Raw genomic sequence first — 17326 nt, 5'->3', positions numbered from 1 at the left:
TGGGACATGGGCTGATCACCTGTCCGAGAGATCGGGAACCGTTCTCTCGATCGTGGCACAGGATCACCGTCCCCGGGGGCGCGGCTCAGCGGACGTACGTCTCGAAGCCGGCGTCGGTGCAGTAGGACGCCACGCGGCCCTCGGCGGCGGTGTCGGCGGTGTCGACGGCCAGGGCGGTGTCCTGGAGGACGTGGCTGCCGGAGCGGTCGAGGCCCTCTCGGTCGAGCCGTCGTGCGGCGGCGAGGGCCGCGTACCCGGCGACGTCGGCGTTCTCGGAGCGGGCCTTCGTCCGCTGCCAGGTCCCCAGCGCGGAGCAGTAGTGCTCCCGCGTCTCGTCGTCCTGCGCCGTGTCGTGGGACGAGCAGCCGCTCGTCGGGCCGACGACGACCACGGCCGTCATCGCTGCCGCGACGGCCCGCGCCCTGCCCTTGTGTCGCATGAGAGGCCCCTCCCCGTGATCGTCCCGGGTGAGTATGGGCCACCGGGACCGCCGGACGCACCCCGTACCCTGACCAGGAGTTCGGAATGAAGGAGTCCGTGTGCTTGTCCTGCTGCCGCCGTCCGAGGGGAAGGCCGCGTCCGGCCCGGGTGCCCCGCTGAAGCCCGAGACGCTGTCCCTTCCGGGGCTGACGCCTGCTCGGGAGGCCGTGCTCGCCGAGCTGGTCGAGCTGTGCGCCGCCGACGAGGAGAAGGCGCGCGAGGTGCTCGGGCTGAGCGAGGGGCTGCGCGGCGAGGTGGCCAAGAACGCGGAGTTGCGGACGGCCGGGGCGCGGCCCGCCGGGGAGGTCTATACCGGTGTGCTCTACGACGCCCTGGACCTAGCCTCCCTCGACCCGGCCGCCGGGGAACGGGCGGCCCGGTCGCTGCTGGTGTTCTCCGGACTGTGGGGTGCCGTGCGGGTGACCGACCGGATCCCCTCCTACCGCTGCTCGATGGGCGTGAAGCTGCCCGGGCTCGGGGCGCTGGGCGCCTTCTGGCGGGCGTCGATGGCCGAGGTGCTGCCCGGGGCCGCCGGTGACGGGCTGGTGCTGGACCTGCGGTCGGCGGCGTACGCGGCGGCGTGGAGGCCGAAGGGTGAGGTGGCCGGGCGGACCGCCTCGGTGCGGGTGCTGCACGCGCCGACCCGGAAGGTCGTCAGCCACTTCAACAAGGCGACGAAGGGGCGGATCGTGCGCAGCCTGCTGTCGTCCGGGAGCGCGCCCGAGGGGCCCGCGGAGCTGGTGGAGGCGCTGCGCGACCTGGGGTACGTGGTGGAGGCCGAGGCACCGGCGAAGGCGGGGAAGCCGTGGTCGCTGGATGTGCTGGTGGAGGAGGTCCACTGAGCCGGCCCACCCGGACACGTATTGCACCATGTGCAACGACAATTGCAGAGGATGCGCATCCGAGGGCACGATGAGGTCATGACCTCACCGTTGCCCTCCTCACCGCTGCCCTCCTCCCCGCCCCCATCGGTACTGGACCTCGCGCCCGTCGTCCCCGTCGTGGTCGTCGACGACCTCGCGGACGCCGTACCGCTCGCCCGTGCGCTCGTCGCCGGCGGGCTGCCCGCGATCGAGGTCACGCTGCGGACGCCGGTCGCCGTGGAGGCGATCCGGGCCATCGCCGGCGAGGTGCCGGGCGCGGTGGTCGGCGCGGGCACGGTGATCACGCCGGAGCAGGTCGGCGAGGTGGTGGCGGCCGGGGCGCGGTTCCTGGTGAGCCCGGGGTGGACGGACGCGCTGCTGGAGGCGATGCGGGCGTCCGGGGTGCCGTTCCTGCCGGGGGTGTCGACCACGTCGGAGGTGGTGGCGCTGCTGGAGCGCGGGGTGCGGGAGATGAAGTTCTTCCCCGCCGAGGCCGCGGGCGGCACCGCCTATCTCAAGGCGCTCGCCGCCCCGCTGCCGCAGGCCCGTTTCTGCCCGACCGGCGGCATCGGACCGGACTCCGCGCCGGAGTACCTCGCGCTGCCCAACGTCGGCTGCGTCGGGGGGAGCTGGATGCTGCCGAAGGACGCCGTCGCCGGGCGCGACTGGGCGCGGGTCGAGGCGCTGGCCCGCGCGGCGGCGGGGCTCAGCGCAGGTGGGACGTGTCGTTGAACAGGCGGACGCTGGCGCCGCCGTCGGCGTAGTACGCCACGGCCGACAGCGAGGCCGCCGACAGTTCCATGCGGAACAGCGACTCGGGCGGGGCACCGAGGGCGAGCTGGACGAACGTCTTGATCGGCGTCACGTGCGAGACCAGCAGGACGGTGCGGCCCGCGTGGGCGGCGACCAGCCTGTCGCGGGTGGCGGCGATGCGGGCGCCGGTCTGCGCGAAGCTCTCGCCGCCGCCGGTCGGCGCGGCGTCCGGGGAGGCCAGCCAGGCGTTCAGGTCGTCCGGGTAGCGCTCGCGGACCTCGGCGAAGGTGAGCCCCTCCCAGGCACCGAAGTCGGTCTCGCGCAGGCCCTCGTCGACCGTCACCTCCAGGCCGAGGCGGGCGGCGACGACGGCGGCGGTCTCGCGGGTGCGGGCCAGCGGCGAGGCGACGATCGCCTGGATCGTGCCGCGCCGGGCGAGGCCCTCGGCGACCCTGGCGGCCTGCTCGCGGCCGACGTCGGACAGCGACGGGTCGCTGCCGCCGCTCCCGGAGAACCGCTTCTGCGGCGTCAGGGGCGTCTCCCCGTGCCGGAGCAGCACGAAGGTGGCGGGGGCGTCCAGGTCGGGCGGGCCCCAGCCGGGCGAGGCCACGGTCCGGGCGGCCCGTACGTCGCCGTCGGCCGAGGCGTCGGCATCGGCGGTGGTGCCGGCATCGGCGGTGGTGCCGGAGGAGCGGACGCCCGGCTCGTCCTCGGCACGACCGCCCCGGACGGCGCGGGCTCCGTCGGCGCCCCTCGTGTCCAGGTCCGCCGTCGACGTCGACGGCGACCACTGCTCGCCGCGGGCCCCCGCGTCCATCGCCTCGTTGGCCAGGCGGTCGGCGTGCTTGTTGCTCGCCCGGGGGATCCACTCGTAGGTCACCCGGCCCGGCGGGAAGACGCGCGCCGCCTCGGCCGCGAGCGGCTTCATGTCGGGGTGCTTGATCTTCCAGCGGCCCGACATCTGCTCGACGACCAGCTTGGAGTCCATCCGCACGTGGACGGACGCCGACGGGTCCAGCGCGTGCGCGGCGCGCAGGCCGGCCAGCAGGCCCCGGTACTCGGCGACGTTGTTCGTGGCGACGCCGAGGTACTCGGCGGCCTCGGCCAGGGTCTCCCCCGTCACCGCGTCGCTCACCACCGCGCCGTAGCCCGCGGGTCCCGGGTTGCCCCGCGACCCGCCGTCGGCCTCCACCACGAACTCCCGCGCCGGACCCGCCGCCGGGTCCGCCCCCGCGCCCGCCACCGACCGGCCCCCTACAGTCCGGAGTCGGCCGTGCGCACGAGGATGCGGCGGCAGTTCTCGCAGCGTACGACCGTGTCGGGCGCCGCCGAGCGGATCTCGCTCAGCTCGGTGATGGCCAGTTCCTGGCGGCACCCCTGGCAGCTGCGCTGGTACAGCTTGGCCGCGCCGACGCCGCCCTGCTGCTCGCGCAGCTTGTCGTAGAGCTTCAGCAGGTCCGCGGGGATCGTGGCCGCGACGACCTCGCGCTCCTTGGTCACCGAGGCCGCCTCGCCGTCGAGCTGCTCGACGGCCGCGTCCCGGCGCCCGGCGGCGTCGTCGATCTTCGCCTGGACGGAGGCGACCCGCTCGGTCAGCTCGCCGACGCGCTCCTGCGCGGACTCGCGGCGCTCCATCACCTCCAGGACGACGTCCTCGAGGTCGCCCTGCCGCTTGGCGAGGGAGGCGATCTCGCGCTGGAGGTTCTCCAGGTCCTTCGGGGAGGTGACGGCACCGGAGTCCAGGCGCTGCTGGTCGCGGGCGGCGCGCTGGCGCACCTGGTCCACGTCCTGCTCGGCCTTGGTCTGCTCGCGTGCGCAGTCGCTCTCCTCGGTCTGCGCGGCGACGAGCAGGTCGCGCAGCTGGGTGAGGTCCTTGGTCAGCGACTCGATCTCGGCGTGCTCGGGCAGCGACCGCTTCTTGTGCGCGAGCTGCTGGAGGCGGACGTCGAGGCCCTGGACGTCGAGGAGTCGGATCTGGTCGGCGGGCGCGGCGTTCAGTTGGGGGCTCCCATGGTGTCGGCTGTGGTGGTGGACGCCGCGTGGGCGGTCCAGGGGTCGGTGACCGTCCTGGAGACGTGGACCCTGAGGTCCCATCCGTTGCGGTCGGAGATCTCGTCGAGCTGGGCTGCGGCCAGCTCGCACCAGGGCCATTCGGTGGCCCAGTGTGCCGCGTCGAGCAGCGCGAGAGGACTGTGGGCGCGGGCCTCCGAGGCCGGGTGGTGACGCAGGTCCGCGGTGAGGAAGGCGTCGACGCCGGCCGCCCGTACGTGGTCGAAGAGGCTGTCGCCGGAACCGCCGCTGACGGCGACCGTGCGGACCACGGCCTCGGGGTCGCCGGCGACGCGGATGCCCTGCGCGGTGGCGGGCAGTCGTTCGGCGGCGCGGGCGGCGAGTTCGCGGACGGTGAGCGGGTGCTCCAGTTCGCAGACGCGGCCCAGGCCCCGGCGGCCCTCGGGGTCGGTCGGGTCCGGCACCAGGGGGCGTACGACGCGCAGGTCGAGCGCGCCGGCCAGTGCGTCGGAGACGCCCGGGTCGGCGGTGTCGGCGTTGGTGTGGGCGACGTGCAGCGCGACGTCGTTCTTGATGAGCGTGTGCACCACGCGGCCCTTGAAGGTGGAGGCCGCGACCGTCGTCGTCCCGCGCAGGTACAGCGGGTGGTGGGTGACGAGCAGGCCGGCGCCCAGCTCCACCGCCTCGTCGACGATCTCCTGGACGGGGTCGACGGCGAACAGGACCCGGGAGACCTCCTGGTCGGGGTCGCCCACGACGGTGCCGACGGCGTCCCAGGACTCGGCCCGCTCGGCGGGCCACAGGTTCTCCAGCGCGGCGATGACTTCTGACAGACGGGGCACGAACGCAAGGCTACCTGGAGCTTCTGGGCCGCTGTACCCGCCGCGTGCCGTCCCGGGCCGCACCGGCGCCGTGCAGCACACCCCTCACCCTTCCCTCAGGCGAATCGTTCCTGTGCCACACGTACGTGTGATGGGGGCGGTCTCCGCTCCCCCGGCCGTGCGTACGAAACTAGCTTCGTCGCCGGAGGTGACCGAACGATGACGGTCTGTGCTACCGAGCCTTCGGCGGATCGCGGGGACGGTGGTCCGGGGGACGACGGGACGCCCCGGGCGGCCTGCGCCATCACCACGGAGGGTGCCTACGCCGCGCGCCTCGCCCCGGCCGGCGACTCCTGGTACCCGGAGCGCTGGACCCTGGACGGTCCGGAGCCGTACGCGGTGCCGTTGCCCGGCGACCAGCCGGAGGAGCCCGGCACCGAGGTGCAGCCGATGGCCGACGGCCGGGTCCTGGTCCACCGCGTCGCGGCCGGGCGGCACCTGTTCGCCCTGCTGTACCCGACCGGCCCCGGCACCGGTGAGCAGCCGCTGGGCGCGGTCGAGTGCCCGGACGGCACCACCGGGCTGCGGCTGCTGCCGCCGGTGCCGGGCGGCGAGCGGGCGTACGCCCTGGCCGTCGGCCCGCGTTCGACGGCGCTGTGGCAGGTGGTGGGGGGCGCCTTCGGGCCGGAGCACCTCGCGGAGATCCCGGGTCGCTGTTCGGGCGGGGTCTGGCTGGACCGCGAGGGACGGATGCTGGCCGTGGACCGGGAGACCGGCGGGCGCACCAAGGCGGTCGTGGTGGACCTGGGGTGCGGCGGCGAGGTGTCGCCGCTGCTGCAGATCGCCGCGGACAGCGACGACCGGATACTGCTGGCCGACCCGGACAGCGGACTGGTGCTGATCCGCTCGGACGCGCCCTCGCCGGGGCACGCCCGGCTGGGCTGGGGCGTGCTGGGCAGCACCCTGCCGGTGCGGTTCCCGGAGTGCCTGCGGCTTCCGGACTGCGCCGTGACGCCGTTCGCGGTCCAGCCGGGTCAGATGCTCACGCCGGAGCGCTGCGGGGTGGCGTTCCGGGTGGACGGCGCGCGGGGCAGCTGGGTCGCGGTGTGGCGGCCCGCCGAGCGGCGGGTGCGGCATCTCGCGGCGCCCGAGGGCTGGTTGACGGGGGCCGGTGTGTGGACGGCGGGCGGCGAGCTGCATCTGCCGTACGCCACGCGGGAATCGCCGTGCGGGGTGGCGCGGCTGGCGGTGCCCTTCACCGAGGACGGACGGGCGGACGGCGCGGCGGATCCGGCTCCGGCCGGGGCGGCGGAGACGGAGGCCCCGGCCCCTGTCCCGTCGCGTCCGGTTCCGCTCCAACAGGCCCCGTTGGCACGGCTTGTAACGAACTAGTCCCGGTCGGCGTGGTCGCCTGGATTCGGGCCGTGGTGTGCCGGTTACACTCGCCCGGCTGTAGGAAAGATCATGTTGACGGGGTGAATTCCTTCCGATGAACGACGCCAGCACGACCCAGCCGATCCAGGCCGCCGGTGCCGACGTTCGCGAGACCGACACCGGCCACGGCCGGCACCGTGGACCGGTCTCCAGCCACGACGGCGCGGCCCGGCCGCGCGGCCGCCACCGCAAGCCGGTGGAGGAGACCGAACCGGCGGCCTGACGGCACGTCGGACACCACGAGAGACACGGCCCCGCCCGTCGCACGCGACGGGCGGGGCCGTCGTCGTCGGTCCGGACCCCGCGCTCAGTCGTGGTGCACGACGGTGTCGGCGAGGACGACCGTTTCGTCGCCGCCCCGCTCCCGAGGGTCCGTCACGACGGTGCTCACGGAGGCCCGTACGACGGTGTCGCCCGCCCGCCACAGCCGCACCCGCAGGGTCTGCCCGGGGTACACGACCCCGGCGAAGCGCGTGCGGTACGCGCGCACCCGGGTCACGTCGCCGTCGAGCAGCGTGTCGACGACCGTCTTGAGCGTGCTGCCGTAGGTGCACAGACCGTGCAGGACGGGCCGGTCGAAGCCGGCGCGCGCGGCGAACGCGGGGTCGGCGTGCAGGGGGTTGAGGTCGCCGGACAGCCGGTACAGCAGGGCCTGGTCCTCGCGCACGGGGCGCTCCACGATCAGGTCGGGGGCCCCGTCCGGCGGCGGCGCCGGACGCCCGGACGGGCCGCGTTCGCCGCCCCACCCGCCCTCTCCCCGGACGAAGACCTCGGCCTCCTCGGTCCACAGCGGGCCCTCGGCGTCCGCGGCCTCGGTGCGCAGGACGAGGACGGCGGCCGTGCCCTTGTCGTACGCGGCGACGACGCGCGAGGCCGCTGTGGCCCGGCCCCGCACCGGGACGGGCCGGTGGACGCGCAGGCTCTGTCCGCCGTGCAGGACGCGGGCGAGGTCGACGTCGACACCGGGCACGGAGAGCGCGTGGATCACCCCCGGGGGCCCGCCGCCCGCGACGGTGGCGAAGCTCGGCAGGACGCGCAGCCGGGACTCCAGGGTGTAGCGCAGCTCGCGCGGATCGGTGGCGGGGACGCCGGCACCGATGCCGAGGTGGTACAGCTGGACGTCCCCGTGGTCCCAGGTGATCTCGCGGACGCGGGGTGCGGCGGCGAGCGCCCGGGCTGCGTCGATGGGCATGCGTCTCCGTACGTCGTCGGGTGGTCCGGTCGTGGACGGCGGTCACCCGTGACGTCCGTCCTGCCGACGTGCGGACAACCGCATCCGTCGCCCGCTCCCGCCGGCTCCGCGGCTTCGTCCGTGCGGGACGCACACGATACGCGGACGGCACGATCACGGTGCCCGGCACGTCGCACGCGCCCGCCGGGACGGTCGCGGACGGGATCCCCTCGGCCCCTCGGGCACCCGGTCCCTCGGACACCCGGCCCCTCAGCCCCCGGCCCCTCGGACAGGCGTGTGTCAAGAGAAGGTCAAGAAATAGTTAGGGACTCGAAGCAACGGAATAGGTGCCCGGGCGTACGAGGTTCAGCCTGCACATATCAAGCAGAACGACGCGTTCGCCGACCCCGGCCTGGAGGCCTCACCCCATGTCCCACACGACGACCGACGAGCCCGCCCGGCCAGTGAGCGGGGCCACCGTCCCGGTGCTCGCCTTCGCGGGCATCGTCGTCGCGGTGATGCAGACCCTGCTCGTGCCGGTCATCAAGGACCTGCCCCGACTCCTGGACACCACGCCCAGCAACGCCACCTGGGTCCTGACCTCCACGCTCCTGTCCGGAGCCGTCGCCACGCCGATCATGGGCCGCCTCGGCGACCTGTACGGCAAGCGGCGCATGCTGATCGTCAGCCTGGCCGTGATGGTGGCCGGCGCGCTGGTCAGCGCCGTCACCGACGCCCTGCTGCCCATGATCGTCGGCCGTACGCTCCAGGGCTTCGCAATGGGCGCGATACCCCTCGGCATCGGCCTCATGCGCGACATGCTGCCGCGCGAGCGGCTCGGCTCGTCGATGGCCCTCATGAGCTCCTCGATCGGCGTCGGCGGCGGTCTCGCGCTGCCCGCCGCCGCACTGGTCGCGCAGCACACGGACTGGCACGCCCTGTTCTACGGCGCCGCCGGCCTCGGCGTCCTCTCCATCGCCCTGACCCTCCTCGTCGTGCCGGAGTCCCCGCTGCGCGCGAAGGGCTCCTTCGACCTGCCCGGCGCGCTCGGTCTCTCCGCCGGCCTGGTGCTGCTCCTGCTGCCGATCACCAAGGGCAGCGACTGGGGCTGGGGTTCGGCCACCACGCTCGGACTGTTCGCCGCCGCCGTCGTGATCCTGCTGCTGTGGGGCCTGATGGAGCTGCGCGTCGCGGCGCCGCTGGTCGACCTGCGCACCACGGCCCGCCGCGAGGTGCTGCTGACCAACCTCGCCTCGATCATGGTCGGCGTCGCCTTCTACGTCGTCTCCCTCGTCCTGCCCCAGCTCCTCCAGCTGCCCTCCGCCACCGGTTACGGCCTCGGCCGGTCGATGGTCGTCGCGGGTCTGTGCGTGGCGCCGCTGGGCCTGACGATGATGTTCACGGCACCGGTGTACGCCCGGCTGTCCGCCCGCTACGGCCCGCGCACCACGCTGATCATCGGCCTGCTGGTCATCGCGGTCGGCTACGGCGGCGGTCTCGGACTGATGAGCGCCGCCTGGCAGACCGTCGTCACCTCGGTGCTGCTCGGCGCGGGCATCGGCCTCGCCTACTCGTCGCTGCCCGCGCTGATCGTGGGCGCGGTCCCGGCCTCGGAGACGGGCGCGGCCAACGGCCTCAACACCCTGATGCGGTCCATCGGCACGTCGGTGTCGAGCGCCGTCATCGGCATGGTGCTCGCCAACACCTCGACCACCGTCGGGGGCGTGGCGATCCCGACCATGCACGGCTTCCGGGTCTCCTTCCTGATCGCGACCGCCGCGGTCGCGGCCGGCCTCGTGCTGGCCTTCTTCCTGCCGCGCAGGCGCCCGGCGGCCACCACGCAGCTGCGCGCGAGCAGCGAGGAGGACGCGAACCTGGCCCGCGCCGAGGAGGTGCTGCGGGGCTTCCGCGGCCGGGTGCTGGCCGCCGACGGCGCGCCCGTGGCCCGTGCCAAGGTCACGCTGATCGACCGCCACGGCCGTCAGGCGGGCGCGACCCTGACCGCCGGGGACGGCAGCTACACGCTCGCCGTCCCGGCCGGGGGCCCGTACGTGCTGGCCGCCCGCGCCGCGGGCCACGGTCCGCTCGCCCACGCGGCGACCCACGGGGGCGACGAGCGCCCGGTCGACCTGGACCTGTCCCTGCCGGGCGACACGGTCCCCGCCTGACCCGCACCTCCGCCCGGCGCGGCCCGGCCGCCCGTCCGCACCCCCTGTCGCACCGCGCGGCAGGGGGTGCGGCAGCATGGGGCGCCAGCACGCACGTACGACCGGAGGACCCCCATGCCCGCGGTACCCACGCCGGAGATCCTGGCCGCCTTCGACGCCGCGAAGGGGTTCATGCCCGCGCACGAGGGACGGGCGCTGTACGCGGCGGCGGCCGAGGCGGGCGGGCTGGGACTGCCGCTCCTGGAGGTCGGCACGTACTGCGGGCGCTCCACCCTCCTGATCGCCGACGCGGCCCGCCGGGCCGGGGTGACCGCGCTCACCGTCGACCACCACCGGGGCAGCGAGGAGCAGCAGCCCGGCTGGGACTACCACGACCCGGAGACGGTCGACCCGGAGCTCGGCGTGATGGACACGCTCCCCACCTTCCGCCGCACCCTGCACCGCGCCGGGCTGGAGGACCACGTCGTCGCCCTGGTCGGCCGCTCGCCCCAGGTCGCGGCCCTCTGGAACTCCCCCCTCGGCCTGGTCTTCGTCGACGGCGGTCACACCGACGAGCACGCGAACGCCGACTACGAGGGCTGGGCCCCGCACGTGGCCGAGGGCGGCCTGCTGGTCATCCACGACGTCTTCCCGGACCCGGCCGACGAGTTCACCGGCCAGGCCCCCTACCGCGTCTACCTCCGCGCCCTCGCGTCCGGCGCGTTCACCGAGGTCTCGGCGACCGACTCGCTGCGCGTCCTGCGGCGGACGGGCAGGGGGATCTGACGGCGTCCGCCGCCCCCGGGGCGCGTCCGTGTGCGATCGTTCGGCCATGAGCAGTGACTACGACCGCGTCCGCACCGGCATCGAGTTCATGACCGCCTACGTCTCCGGGGACGACCTGCTGGCCGAGTACGTCGCCGAGCGGCGCCGCGAGGACCCCCAGGCGACGGAGGCCCTGATGGACGGCGCGGCGGCGCTGTGCGCCCAGTTGCTGCGCACCATGGCCCGGGTGACGGGCAAGACCGAGCACGAGCTGCTGCAGGAGCTGGCCCGTGGCACCTACCGGCACGAGCAGCAGTCCGGCGACGACTGACCGGGCGGGCCCTGCGGAGCACGCCCACGGCCTCTATGGTGGCTGACGTGTCGTACACAGGCCCGGACCTCGATCCGCCCCAGCCCCGCCGTTCCCCGCTGCGCCGCCCGCTGACCGTGGCGATCGCCGCGCTCGTCCCCGGTGCGCTGCTCGGATGGGGCGTGTACGCCGCGGTCGGCGGCCCGGACGGCGGGGGCGGTGGCACGGACCGGGCGGCCGGTGCGTCGGCGTCGCCCTCCAGCGGTTCCGCCTCCTCCACCGAGGACTCCGGGACACCCACCGGTACGACCTCCCCGTCCGCGGACGGCAAGCCCTCCGCCTCCGGGCGTCCGCAGACGTCCGCGCCCGCCGCCGGGTCGGGGCCGCTGAAGGGCAAGGTCGTCGTCATCGACCCCGGGCACAACCCGGACAACTTCCGGCACCCGTCCGAGATCAACCGCAAGGTGGACATCGGGACGAACCGCAAGGAATGCGACACGACGGGCACGTCCACCAACGCGGGCTGGCCCGAGGCCGAGTTCACCCTCGACGTGGCCCACCGGCTGCGTGCGCTCCTGGAGGAGCAGGGCGCCACGGTGAAGCTGACCCAGGACGGCGACCGCCCCTACGGGCCCTGCGTGGACGAGCGGGCCCGGATCGGCAACGAGGCGCGTGCGGACGCCGCGATCTCCCTCCACGCCGACGGCGCGGGGGCCGGCAACCGCGGCTTCCACGTCATCCTGCCGGGCGCGGTGCACGAGGGCGCCGCCGACACCCGTGCCATCGTCGCCCCCTCCGCCGAGCTCGGCCGGCGCATCGCGGGCAACTTCGTCCGCGTCACGGGCAGCGCGCCCGCCAACTACCTGGGCGGCGGCACCGGTCTGGTCACGCGCACGGACCTGGGCGGTCTCAATCTGTCAACGGTTCCCAAGGTGTTCATCGAGTGCGGCAACATGCGCGACAGCCAGGACGCGGCTCTGCTGACCAGCGGCAGTTGGCGGCAGAAGGCGGCACAGGGGATGTCTGAGGGAATCGTGAGTTTCCTGCGCGGGTAGTGGTCGCCGCCCGGATCCCTGCGGACAGCCCCGCGTACGGACGATAGTGTCGTCCGTACGATGAGGGGTCACCCCCGCGCTTCCCATCAGGGCCCGACGGCGACATGGTGACAGCGACGCCTCTACCGACGACGAGACGACCTAGAAGGACCTGAAGTGAATATCCGCTCCCTCACTCGAGGCGACGGCGTGGTGATCGGAGCAGCGGTGTTGCTGTTCATCGCGTCGTTCCTCGCCACGTACGACGGCGAAGGCAGTGACATCCCCAACGCCTGGGACGACCTGGGCCTCGTGATGAGCATGTACGTCGGCGGCATCATCGGTGCGGTGCTGATCGTCCTCGCCCGTGCCATGCCCCAGCCGCGCAAGGTCGCCGGTCTGGACCTCGGTCAGCTCGGCGTCGCGCTGACGGTCTTCTCCGCGTGGACCGCGTTCTGGACGATCATCGACCCGGCCGGCCCGTTCGACGAGCTGGGCTCCGGCATCGAGGTCGGTTCCGGGCTCGTCCTCGGTCTGATCGCCGCCCTGCTGCTGGCCGTCGCCGCCCTGGCCACCCCCCTCGTCCCCGCCCTCAAGGGCGCGCTCGTCCCGGCGCCCCGTCCGGCCGCGCCGCAGCCCTACGGCGCCCAGCCGCAGGGGGGTTACGGCTACCCGGGCGCGGGTGCGCCGCAGCAGCCGTACGGCGCACAGCCGGGTCAGCCCGGCCAGCCGTCGTTCGGCGGCCAGCCGCAGCCGGGTCAGCCGCAGGCCCCGCAGGCGCAGCAGCCGCAGCCGGCCGGGGACTTCTCGCCGTTCTGGTTCGCCGTGCCGGTGCCGCGTCCGCTGTTCGCGGAGGACGGCTCGCCGACGCCGATCGCCGAACTGGCGCCGGGCACCTGGTACCTGGCCGTCGAGCAGCGCGGCGCGAACCTCGTCGCCCAGACGCAGGACGGCCGTCGCGGCGTCCTGCAGGACACCTCGGGCATCCAGCGCGGCTGACCCCCTCGCGGTCGCCGAACGCCCCAACGGCCCCCTGTCCGGACGCGGTTCCGGCCGGGGGGCCGTCTCTCGTCCGCCCGTCCGCAGGTTTCCGCCGGGCCCGCGGGGCCATACGCAAGGCATGTCTAGATACCACGGTTCCAGCTCCGCGGGACGGGCCGTCGCGATCGTCGCGGACGTCACGGCCTTCATCCTCGGCCTGTGGATAGTGATGTACCTGTTGGATGCCAACCGGGCCAACGACCTGGTGCGGTTCGTCCATGACGCGGCCGACGTGCTGGCCGGCTGGTCGCGTGACCTGTTCACCTTCGACGAGGCCTGGGCGCGCGTCGTGGCCGGGTACGGCCTGGCCGCCGTGGTCTACCTCTTCGTCGGCCACGCCATCGCCAACCGGCTCGGCCACCGCTGACCGCCCGGCGCCCCGGTCAGACGCAGCAGTCCGGGTCGAGGCCCCTGGGCAGCCGGTCGCCCGAGAAGACCTGGCAGGTCGCCTCGTGACCGCCGAGCGCGGCGACGGCGAGCAGCAGGGAACCGGCCGTCCAGGTGGTCAGTTCGCGCGGCCAGACGACCTGGTCGTCGAAGACGTACCCCGTCCAGTACAGGCCGCTGTCCGGATCCCGCAGGTGCTGGATGGACTGGAGGATCTCCAGGGCGCGGTCGGACTCGCCCACCGCCCACAGCGCGAGGGCGAGTTCGGCCGACTCGCCGCCCGTCACCCACGGGTTGGGGACGACGCAGCGCACGCCGAGGCCGGGGACGACGAAGCGGTCCCAGCTCTCCTCGATGCGTGACCGGGCCTCGGTGCCGGTCAGCGCGCCGCCCAGCACCGGGTAGTACCAGTCCATCGAGTAGCGGTCCTTGTCCAGGAACCGCTCGGGGTGGCGCCGGATGGCGTGCCGCAGCGCGCCCACCGCCAACTCCCAGTCGGGCTGCGGCTCTTCCCGCTGCTCGGCGATGGCGAGGGCGCAGCGCAGCGCGTGGTGGACGGAGGAGCTGCCGGTCAGCAGCGCGTCCTTCGCCGGGGTGCCGTCGTCGTCGCGCCGCCAGCCGATCTGCCCGCCGGGCTGCTGGAGGAGCAGCACGAACTCGGTCGCGGCGACGACGACCGGCCACATCCGGTCCAGGAACGTGTCGTCGCCGGTGGCGAGGTAGTGGTGCCAGACGCCCACGCAGACGTAGGCGACGAAGTTGGTCTCCCGGCCGCGGTCGGTGACGTCGGCGAAGTCGCCGTCGGCGTAGGCGGCGTACCAGGAGCCGTCCTGGTTCTGGTGCCGGGCCAGCCACGCGTACGCCCGCGCGGCGGCGTCGTGCTCGCCGGCCGCGTCGAGGGCCATCGCCGCCTCGACGTGGTCCCAGGGGTCGAGGTGGTGGCCGCGGAACCAGGGGATGGCACCGTCCTCGCGCTGCACGGCGAGGATGCCGCGGACGGTGGCCGCGGCCTGCTCGTCGGTGAGGACGCCGGGCAGGACGAGGTGTTCCGTGCGGGGGGTGCGGGGGCTGCCGGGCGACGTCACGTGGCGTCCACCGGTGCCAGGTGGGGCTTGGTCGCGTAGGCCACGAAGCTCTTGCCGATCAGCGGGTTGAGGGCCTGCTCGGCGACGCGGGTCGCCAGCGGCTTCTTCATGATGTCCCAGACCAGCAGCTTGTGGTACGCCCGCACGGGCAGCGCCTTGTCGTTGTCGACGCCGAAGGCGCACTTCAGCCACCAGTACGGCGAGTGCAGCGCGTGCGCGTGGTGGGTGCCGTAGGGCTTCAGGCCCGCCTCGCGGATGCGCGCGAGGAGTTCGTCGGCCCGGTAGATGCGGATGTGGCCGCCCTCGACCTCGTGGTAGGCGTCGGACAGCGTCCAGCAGACCTTCTCGGGGCCGTAGCGGGGCACGGTGATGGCGATGCGGCCGCCGGGCTTGAGGACGCGGGCCATCTCGGCGAGGACGCCCTTGTCGTCGGGGATGTGCTCCATCACCTCGGAGATGATGACGACGTCGAAGGACTCGTCCGGGAAGGGCAGGGCCAGCGCGTCGCCCTCCATGGCGGTGGCGGTGGCACCGGCCGGCGCCTCACCGGCCTCCTTCATCGCGGCGAACCACTTGGCGACCTCGCGGATCTCCTCGCCGTTCCGGTCCAGCGCCACGACCCGGGCGCCGCGCCGGTAGCACTCGAACGCGTGCCGGCCGGCGCCGCAGCCGAGGTCCAGGACGCGGTCGCCGGGGGCGAGCGGGAACCGGGAGAAGTCGACGGTCAGCACGTGGCCCTGCTTTCGGGGTAGACGCCGGTGTCACTGGTGGCCGGGGTCGCGGTCACGATCCTCGGGGTGCTCGGGGTGCTCGGGGTGTTCGGGGAGGAGGGGCCGACGGCCTCGCGGTAGCGGGCGACCGTGCCCTCGGCGGCGCGGGCCCAGGTGAAGTGCCGCAGCACGCGTGCGCGTCCGGCCGCGCCGAGCCGGGCCCGCAGTGCCGGGTCGCCGAGCAGTCGGTTCAGTCCGGCGGCCAGCGCGCCGGCGTCGCCCGGCGGCACGGCGAGGCAGGTCTCCCCGTCGCGTCCGGCGACCTCCGGGACGGCCCCGCCGGTCGTGGCGAGCAGCGCGGTGCCGGTGGCCATGGCCTCGGCGGCGGGCAGCGAGAAGCCCTCGTACAGGGAGGGCACGCAGGCGACCTGGGCCGAGCGGACCAGGTCGACGAGTTCGGCGTCCGAGATGCCCTTGACGAACCGGACGGCGCCGTCGAGGCCGTACCGCTCGATCGCCTGGGCGACGGGTCCCTCGGCGGGGCGCTTGCCGACGACGACGAGGTGGGCGTCGGGCTGCTCGGTGCGGACCTTCGCCAGTGCCTCGACGAGGAAGACCAGGCCCTTGAGCGGCACGTCCGCGCTGGAGGTGGTCACGATCCGGCCGGGGACCTGCGGCACCGACGGGTCGGGCGAGAACAGGTCGGTGTCGGCGCCGATGTGGACGACGTGGATGCGGTCGCCCCGTACGCCGAGGTGGTCGACGATCTCCTGGCGGGAGGTGCCGGAGACGGTGAGCACGGTGGGCAGGCGGCGCGCGACGCGCTTCTGCATGCGGGTGAAGGCGTACCAGCGGCGCACCGAGTACCGGCGCTTGCGGCTGTCGGCGGCGTCCAGCTCCAGTTGCCGGTCCACGGTGATGGGGTGGTGGATCGTGGTGACGAGGGGTGCGCCGACGTCACCGAGGAGGCCGTAGCCGAGGGTCTGGTTGTCGTGGACGACGTCGAACTCGCCGCGGCGGGCGCGCAGGTGGCGGCGGGCGCGCAGGGAGAACGTCAGCGGTTCGGGGAAGCCGCCGGTCCACATGGTGGCGACCTCGAGGGCGTCGATCCAGTCGCGGAACTCGTCGCGCTTCGGAGTGCGGAAGGGGTCCGGCTGGCGGTACAGGTCGAGGCTGGGGAGTTCGGTGAGGGAGAGCCGGTCCTCCAGGCCCTCGTCCAGCACGGGGTAGGGCTGGGCGCCGATGACCTCGACCCGGTGGCCGAGACGGGCCAGTTCCCGCGAGAGGTGGCGGACGTAGACGCCCTGGCCGCCGCAGAACGGGTTCCCCTTGTAGGTGAGGAGCGCGATGCGGAGCGGTCGCAAGCCGTCGGCGGCGGGCTCCTGACGGGGACCCGCCTGACTGGCCTCAGCGGTCACTCTGGGCCCCTCTCTCCCTGCTTCGTCCCGCGACACTATGCCGGGACGTTAATCTAGAACAAGTTTCAGACTTGATCGCCAGAGGGTTCGAATCTACCGGCAGGTAGGGGTGCTGTGACGAGTGGATCAGGTGATTCACGCCACGACGGCGGTCACGCCGGTGCGCCCGCCGGGCCGGGCGGGGGGAGGAAGGGGAAGAAGGTGACCGAGGTGGACCACCCGGTGGCGGGCACGACGGCCGCCCCCGTGCACCGCGCCGCGTCCTCCCCGCCCCTGACGGAACGGCAGGAGGCGCGTCGCCGCCGCATCCTCCAGGCGAGCGCCCGGCTGGCCGGCCGGGGCGGTTTCGACGCCGTGCAGATGCGCGAGGTCGCGGAGTCCTCGCAGGTCGCCCTCGGCACGCTGTACCGCTACTTCCCCTCCAAGGTCCACCTGCTGGTGGCGACCATGCAGGACCAGCTGGAGCGCCTGCACGCGACGCTGCGCAGACAGCCGCCGACGGGCGAGACGGCGGCGGAGCGGGTGGCCCAGACCCTGATGCGGGCCTTCCGCGCCCTGCAGCGCGAACCGCAGCTGGCCGAGGCGATGGCCCGTGCCCTCACCTTCGCCGACCGCAGCGTCTCCCCGGAGGTCGACCAGGTCTCCCGCCAGACGACGGCGATCATCCTGGACGCGATGGGCGGCCTGGCCGATCCGACCCCCGAACAGCTCTCCGCGGTCCGCGTCGTCGAACACACCTGGCACTCCACCCTGATCACCTGGCTCTCGGGCCGTGCCTCCATCGCCGAGGTGAAGGCGGACATCGACACGGCGTGCCGCCTGATCGACCTGACGGAGGCGGGGACGCCCGGGGAGTGCCGTTAGGCGCCCCGCCCCGCCCTTCTTACGGCCGGGTAA

The 17326-nt window shown here is 74.1% G+C and carries 19 protein-coding genes; 11 read left to right on the top strand and 8 right to left on the bottom strand.

What is annotated here, in order from left to right; genetic code table 11:
- Positions 1–85 precede the first annotated feature (85 nt).
- Positions 86–439 carry a hypothetical protein gene (locus JHAT_RS00750; RefSeq protein WP_077796022.1) on the bottom strand — a complete coding sequence of 118 codons (354 nt, stop codon included), beginning with the start codon at positions 437–439 and terminating at the stop codon, positions 86–88.
- A gap of 100 nt (positions 440–539) precedes the next feature.
- Here JHAT_RS00750 and yaaA point away from each other — a divergent pair, with 100 nt between their 5' ends.
- Both yaaA and eda read left to right on the top strand, forming a co-directional pair.
- Positions 540–1322 carry a peroxide stress protein YaaA gene (gene yaaA / locus JHAT_RS00745; protein WP_077796021.1) on the top strand — a complete coding sequence of 261 codons (783 nt, stop codon included), beginning with the start codon at positions 540–542 and terminating at the stop codon, positions 1320–1322.
- Between the two features lie 78 nt (positions 1323–1400).
- Positions 1401–2075 (top strand): bifunctional 4-hydroxy-2-oxoglutarate aldolase/2-dehydro-3-deoxy-phosphogluconate aldolase, encoded by a 675-nt coding sequence (gene eda, locus JHAT_RS00740; RefSeq protein ID WP_077796020.1) that lies wholly within the window; start codon positions 1401–1403, stop codon positions 2073–2075.
- Here the strand turns inward: eda and JHAT_RS00735 are convergent.
- The 3 genes from JHAT_RS00735 to JHAT_RS00725 are packed head-to-tail and all read right to left on the bottom strand — an operon-like array spanning position 2050 to position 4948.
- Positions 2050–3339, bottom strand: coding sequence for a bifunctional RNase H/acid phosphatase (locus JHAT_RS00735; protein WP_077796019.1), 1290 nt, complete (start codon positions 3337–3339; stop codon positions 2050–2052). The two genes, eda and JHAT_RS00735, sit on opposite strands and share 26 nt — an antisense overlap.
- 11 nt (positions 3340–3350) lie before the next feature.
- Positions 3351–4094, bottom strand: a complete 744-nt coding sequence (locus tag JHAT_RS00730) for a zinc ribbon domain-containing protein (RefSeq protein WP_107481788.1) — start codon at positions 4092–4094, stop codon at positions 3351–3353.
- On the bottom strand, positions 4091–4948 hold the full coding sequence (locus tag JHAT_RS00725) for a Nif3-like dinuclear metal center hexameric protein (protein WP_077796018.1): 858 nt from the start codon (positions 4946–4948) through the stop codon (positions 4091–4093). The genes JHAT_RS00730 and JHAT_RS00725 overlap by 4 nt, the downstream gene beginning before the upstream one ends.
- A 198-nt stretch (positions 4949–5146) precedes the next feature.
- Between JHAT_RS00725 and JHAT_RS00720 the strand changes: the two genes are divergently transcribed.
- A complete protein-coding gene (locus JHAT_RS00720) occupies positions 5147–6319 on the top strand; it encodes a hypothetical protein (RefSeq protein ID WP_077796017.1) in 1173 nt (390 codons plus the stop codon).
- 97 nt (positions 6320–6416) lie between these two features.
- Complete coding sequence (locus JHAT_RS00715; RefSeq protein ID WP_077796016.1) at positions 6417–6584, top strand: hypothetical protein; 168 nt, start codon at positions 6417–6419, stop codon at positions 6582–6584.
- 84 nt (positions 6585–6668) lie between these two features.
- On the opposite strand, the gene JHAT_RS00710 is transcribed toward JHAT_RS00715, so the two are convergent.
- Positions 6669–7553 carry a MaoC/PaaZ C-terminal domain-containing protein gene (locus tag JHAT_RS00710; protein WP_077796015.1) on the bottom strand — a complete coding sequence of 295 codons (885 nt, stop codon included), beginning with the start codon at positions 7551–7553 and terminating at the stop codon, positions 6669–6671.
- 407 nt (positions 7554–7960) lie between these two features.
- On the opposite strand from JHAT_RS00710, the gene JHAT_RS00705 reads away from it, so the two are divergent.
- The 6 genes from JHAT_RS00705 to JHAT_RS00680 all read left to right on the top strand — a co-directional run bounded on the left by JHAT_RS00705 (position 7961) and on the right by JHAT_RS00680 (position 13196).
- Positions 7961–9700, top strand: a complete 1740-nt coding sequence (locus tag JHAT_RS00705; protein ID WP_077796014.1) for an MFS transporter — start codon at positions 7961–7963, stop codon at positions 9698–9700.
- Between the two features lie 114 nt (positions 9701–9814).
- Positions 9815–10465 (top strand): class I SAM-dependent methyltransferase, encoded by a 651-nt coding sequence (locus JHAT_RS00700; protein ID WP_077796013.1) that lies wholly within the window; start codon positions 9815–9817, stop codon positions 10463–10465.
- A 46-nt stretch (positions 10466–10511) separates the two neighbouring features.
- Positions 10512–10775 carry a hypothetical protein gene (locus tag JHAT_RS00695; protein WP_077796012.1) on the top strand — a complete coding sequence of 88 codons (264 nt, stop codon included), beginning with the start codon at positions 10512–10514 and terminating at the stop codon, positions 10773–10775.
- Positions 10776–10822: 47 nt separating this feature from the next.
- Positions 10823–11809 carry an N-acetylmuramoyl-L-alanine amidase gene (locus JHAT_RS00690; RefSeq protein ID WP_077796133.1) on the top strand — a complete coding sequence of 329 codons (987 nt, stop codon included), beginning with the start codon at positions 10823–10825 and terminating at the stop codon, positions 11807–11809.
- A gap of 156 nt (positions 11810–11965) precedes the next feature.
- The gene (locus JHAT_RS00685) at positions 11966–12787 is read left to right on the top strand and encodes a hypothetical protein (RefSeq protein ID WP_077796011.1); all 822 of its coding nucleotides are present in this window, start codon (positions 11966–11968) and stop codon (positions 12785–12787) included.
- Between the two features lie 121 nt (positions 12788–12908).
- Positions 12909–13196, top strand: coding sequence for a hypothetical protein (locus tag JHAT_RS00680; RefSeq protein WP_077796010.1), 288 nt, complete (start codon positions 12909–12911; stop codon positions 13194–13196).
- Between the two features lie 16 nt (positions 13197–13212).
- Here the strand turns inward: JHAT_RS00680 and JHAT_RS00675 are convergent, their stop codons facing one another.
- Genes JHAT_RS00675 through JHAT_RS00665 form a run of 3 tightly spaced genes read right to left on the bottom strand, consistent with a single transcriptional unit; the run spans position 13213 to position 16429 of the window.
- On the bottom strand, positions 13213–14301 hold the full coding sequence (locus JHAT_RS00675) for a prenyltransferase (RefSeq protein WP_077796009.1): 1089 nt from the start codon (positions 14299–14301) through the stop codon (positions 13213–13215).
- A complete protein-coding gene (locus tag JHAT_RS00670; protein WP_077796008.1) occupies positions 14298–15032 on the bottom strand; it encodes a class I SAM-dependent methyltransferase in 735 nt (244 codons plus the stop codon). Before JHAT_RS00670 ends, JHAT_RS00675 begins: the two co-directional genes overlap by 4 nt.
- Positions 15026–16429: a glycosyltransferase family 4 protein gene (locus JHAT_RS00665; protein ID WP_077796007.1), complete on the bottom strand. Its 1404-nt coding sequence runs from the start codon at positions 16427–16429 to the stop codon at positions 15026–15028. Before JHAT_RS00665 ends, JHAT_RS00670 begins: the two co-directional genes overlap by 7 nt.
- A gap of 210 nt (positions 16430–16639) precedes the next feature.
- Here JHAT_RS00665 and JHAT_RS00660 point away from each other — a divergent pair, with 210 nt between their 5' ends.
- Positions 16640–17293: a TetR family transcriptional regulator gene (locus JHAT_RS00660; RefSeq protein WP_171990690.1), complete on the top strand. Its 654-nt coding sequence runs from the start codon at positions 16640–16642 to the stop codon at positions 17291–17293.
- The last annotated feature ends 33 nt before the right edge of the window (positions 17294–17326 follow it).

It is taken from the genome of Streptomyces sp. JHA26 (genome assembly GCF_002005565.1).
GTDB lineage: Bacteria > Actinomycetota > Actinomycetes > Streptomycetales > Streptomycetaceae > Streptomyces.
Note: the sequence above shows the minus strand (reverse complement) of the source record. Positions and strands in the feature narration are given on the sequence as shown.

Excerpts from the sequence above, each read along its gene's own strand:
- JHAT_RS00700 (WP_077796013.1), top strand. The coding sequence starts at position 9,815 with ATGCCCGCGGTACCCACGCCGGAGATCCTGGCCGCCTTCGACGCCGCG.
- JHAT_RS00680 (WP_077796010.1), top strand. The coding sequence starts at position 12,909 with ATGTCTAGATACCACGGTTCCAGCTCCGCGGGACGGGCCGTCGCGATC.
- eda (WP_077796020.1), top strand. The coding sequence starts at position 1,401 with ATGACCTCACCGTTGCCCTCCTCACCGCTGCCCTCCTCCCCGCCCCCA.
- JHAT_RS00710 (WP_077796015.1), bottom strand. The coding sequence starts at position 7,553 with ATGCCCATCGACGCAGCCCGGGCGCTCGCCGCCGCACCCCGCGTCCGC.
- JHAT_RS00705 (WP_077796014.1), top strand. The coding sequence starts at position 7,961 with ATGTCCCACACGACGACCGACGAGCCCGCCCGGCCAGTGAGCGGGGCC.
- JHAT_RS00750 (WP_077796022.1), bottom strand. The coding sequence starts at position 439 with ATGCGACACAAGGGCAGGGCGCGGGCCGTCGCGGCAGCGATGACGGCC.
- JHAT_RS00695 (WP_077796012.1), top strand. The coding sequence starts at position 10,512 with ATGAGCAGTGACTACGACCGCGTCCGCACCGGCATCGAGTTCATGACC.
- JHAT_RS00715 (WP_077796016.1), top strand. The coding sequence starts at position 6,417 with ATGAACGACGCCAGCACGACCCAGCCGATCCAGGCCGCCGGTGCCGAC.
- JHAT_RS00720 (WP_077796017.1), top strand. The coding sequence starts at position 5,147 with ATGACGGTCTGTGCTACCGAGCCTTCGGCGGATCGCGGGGACGGTGGT.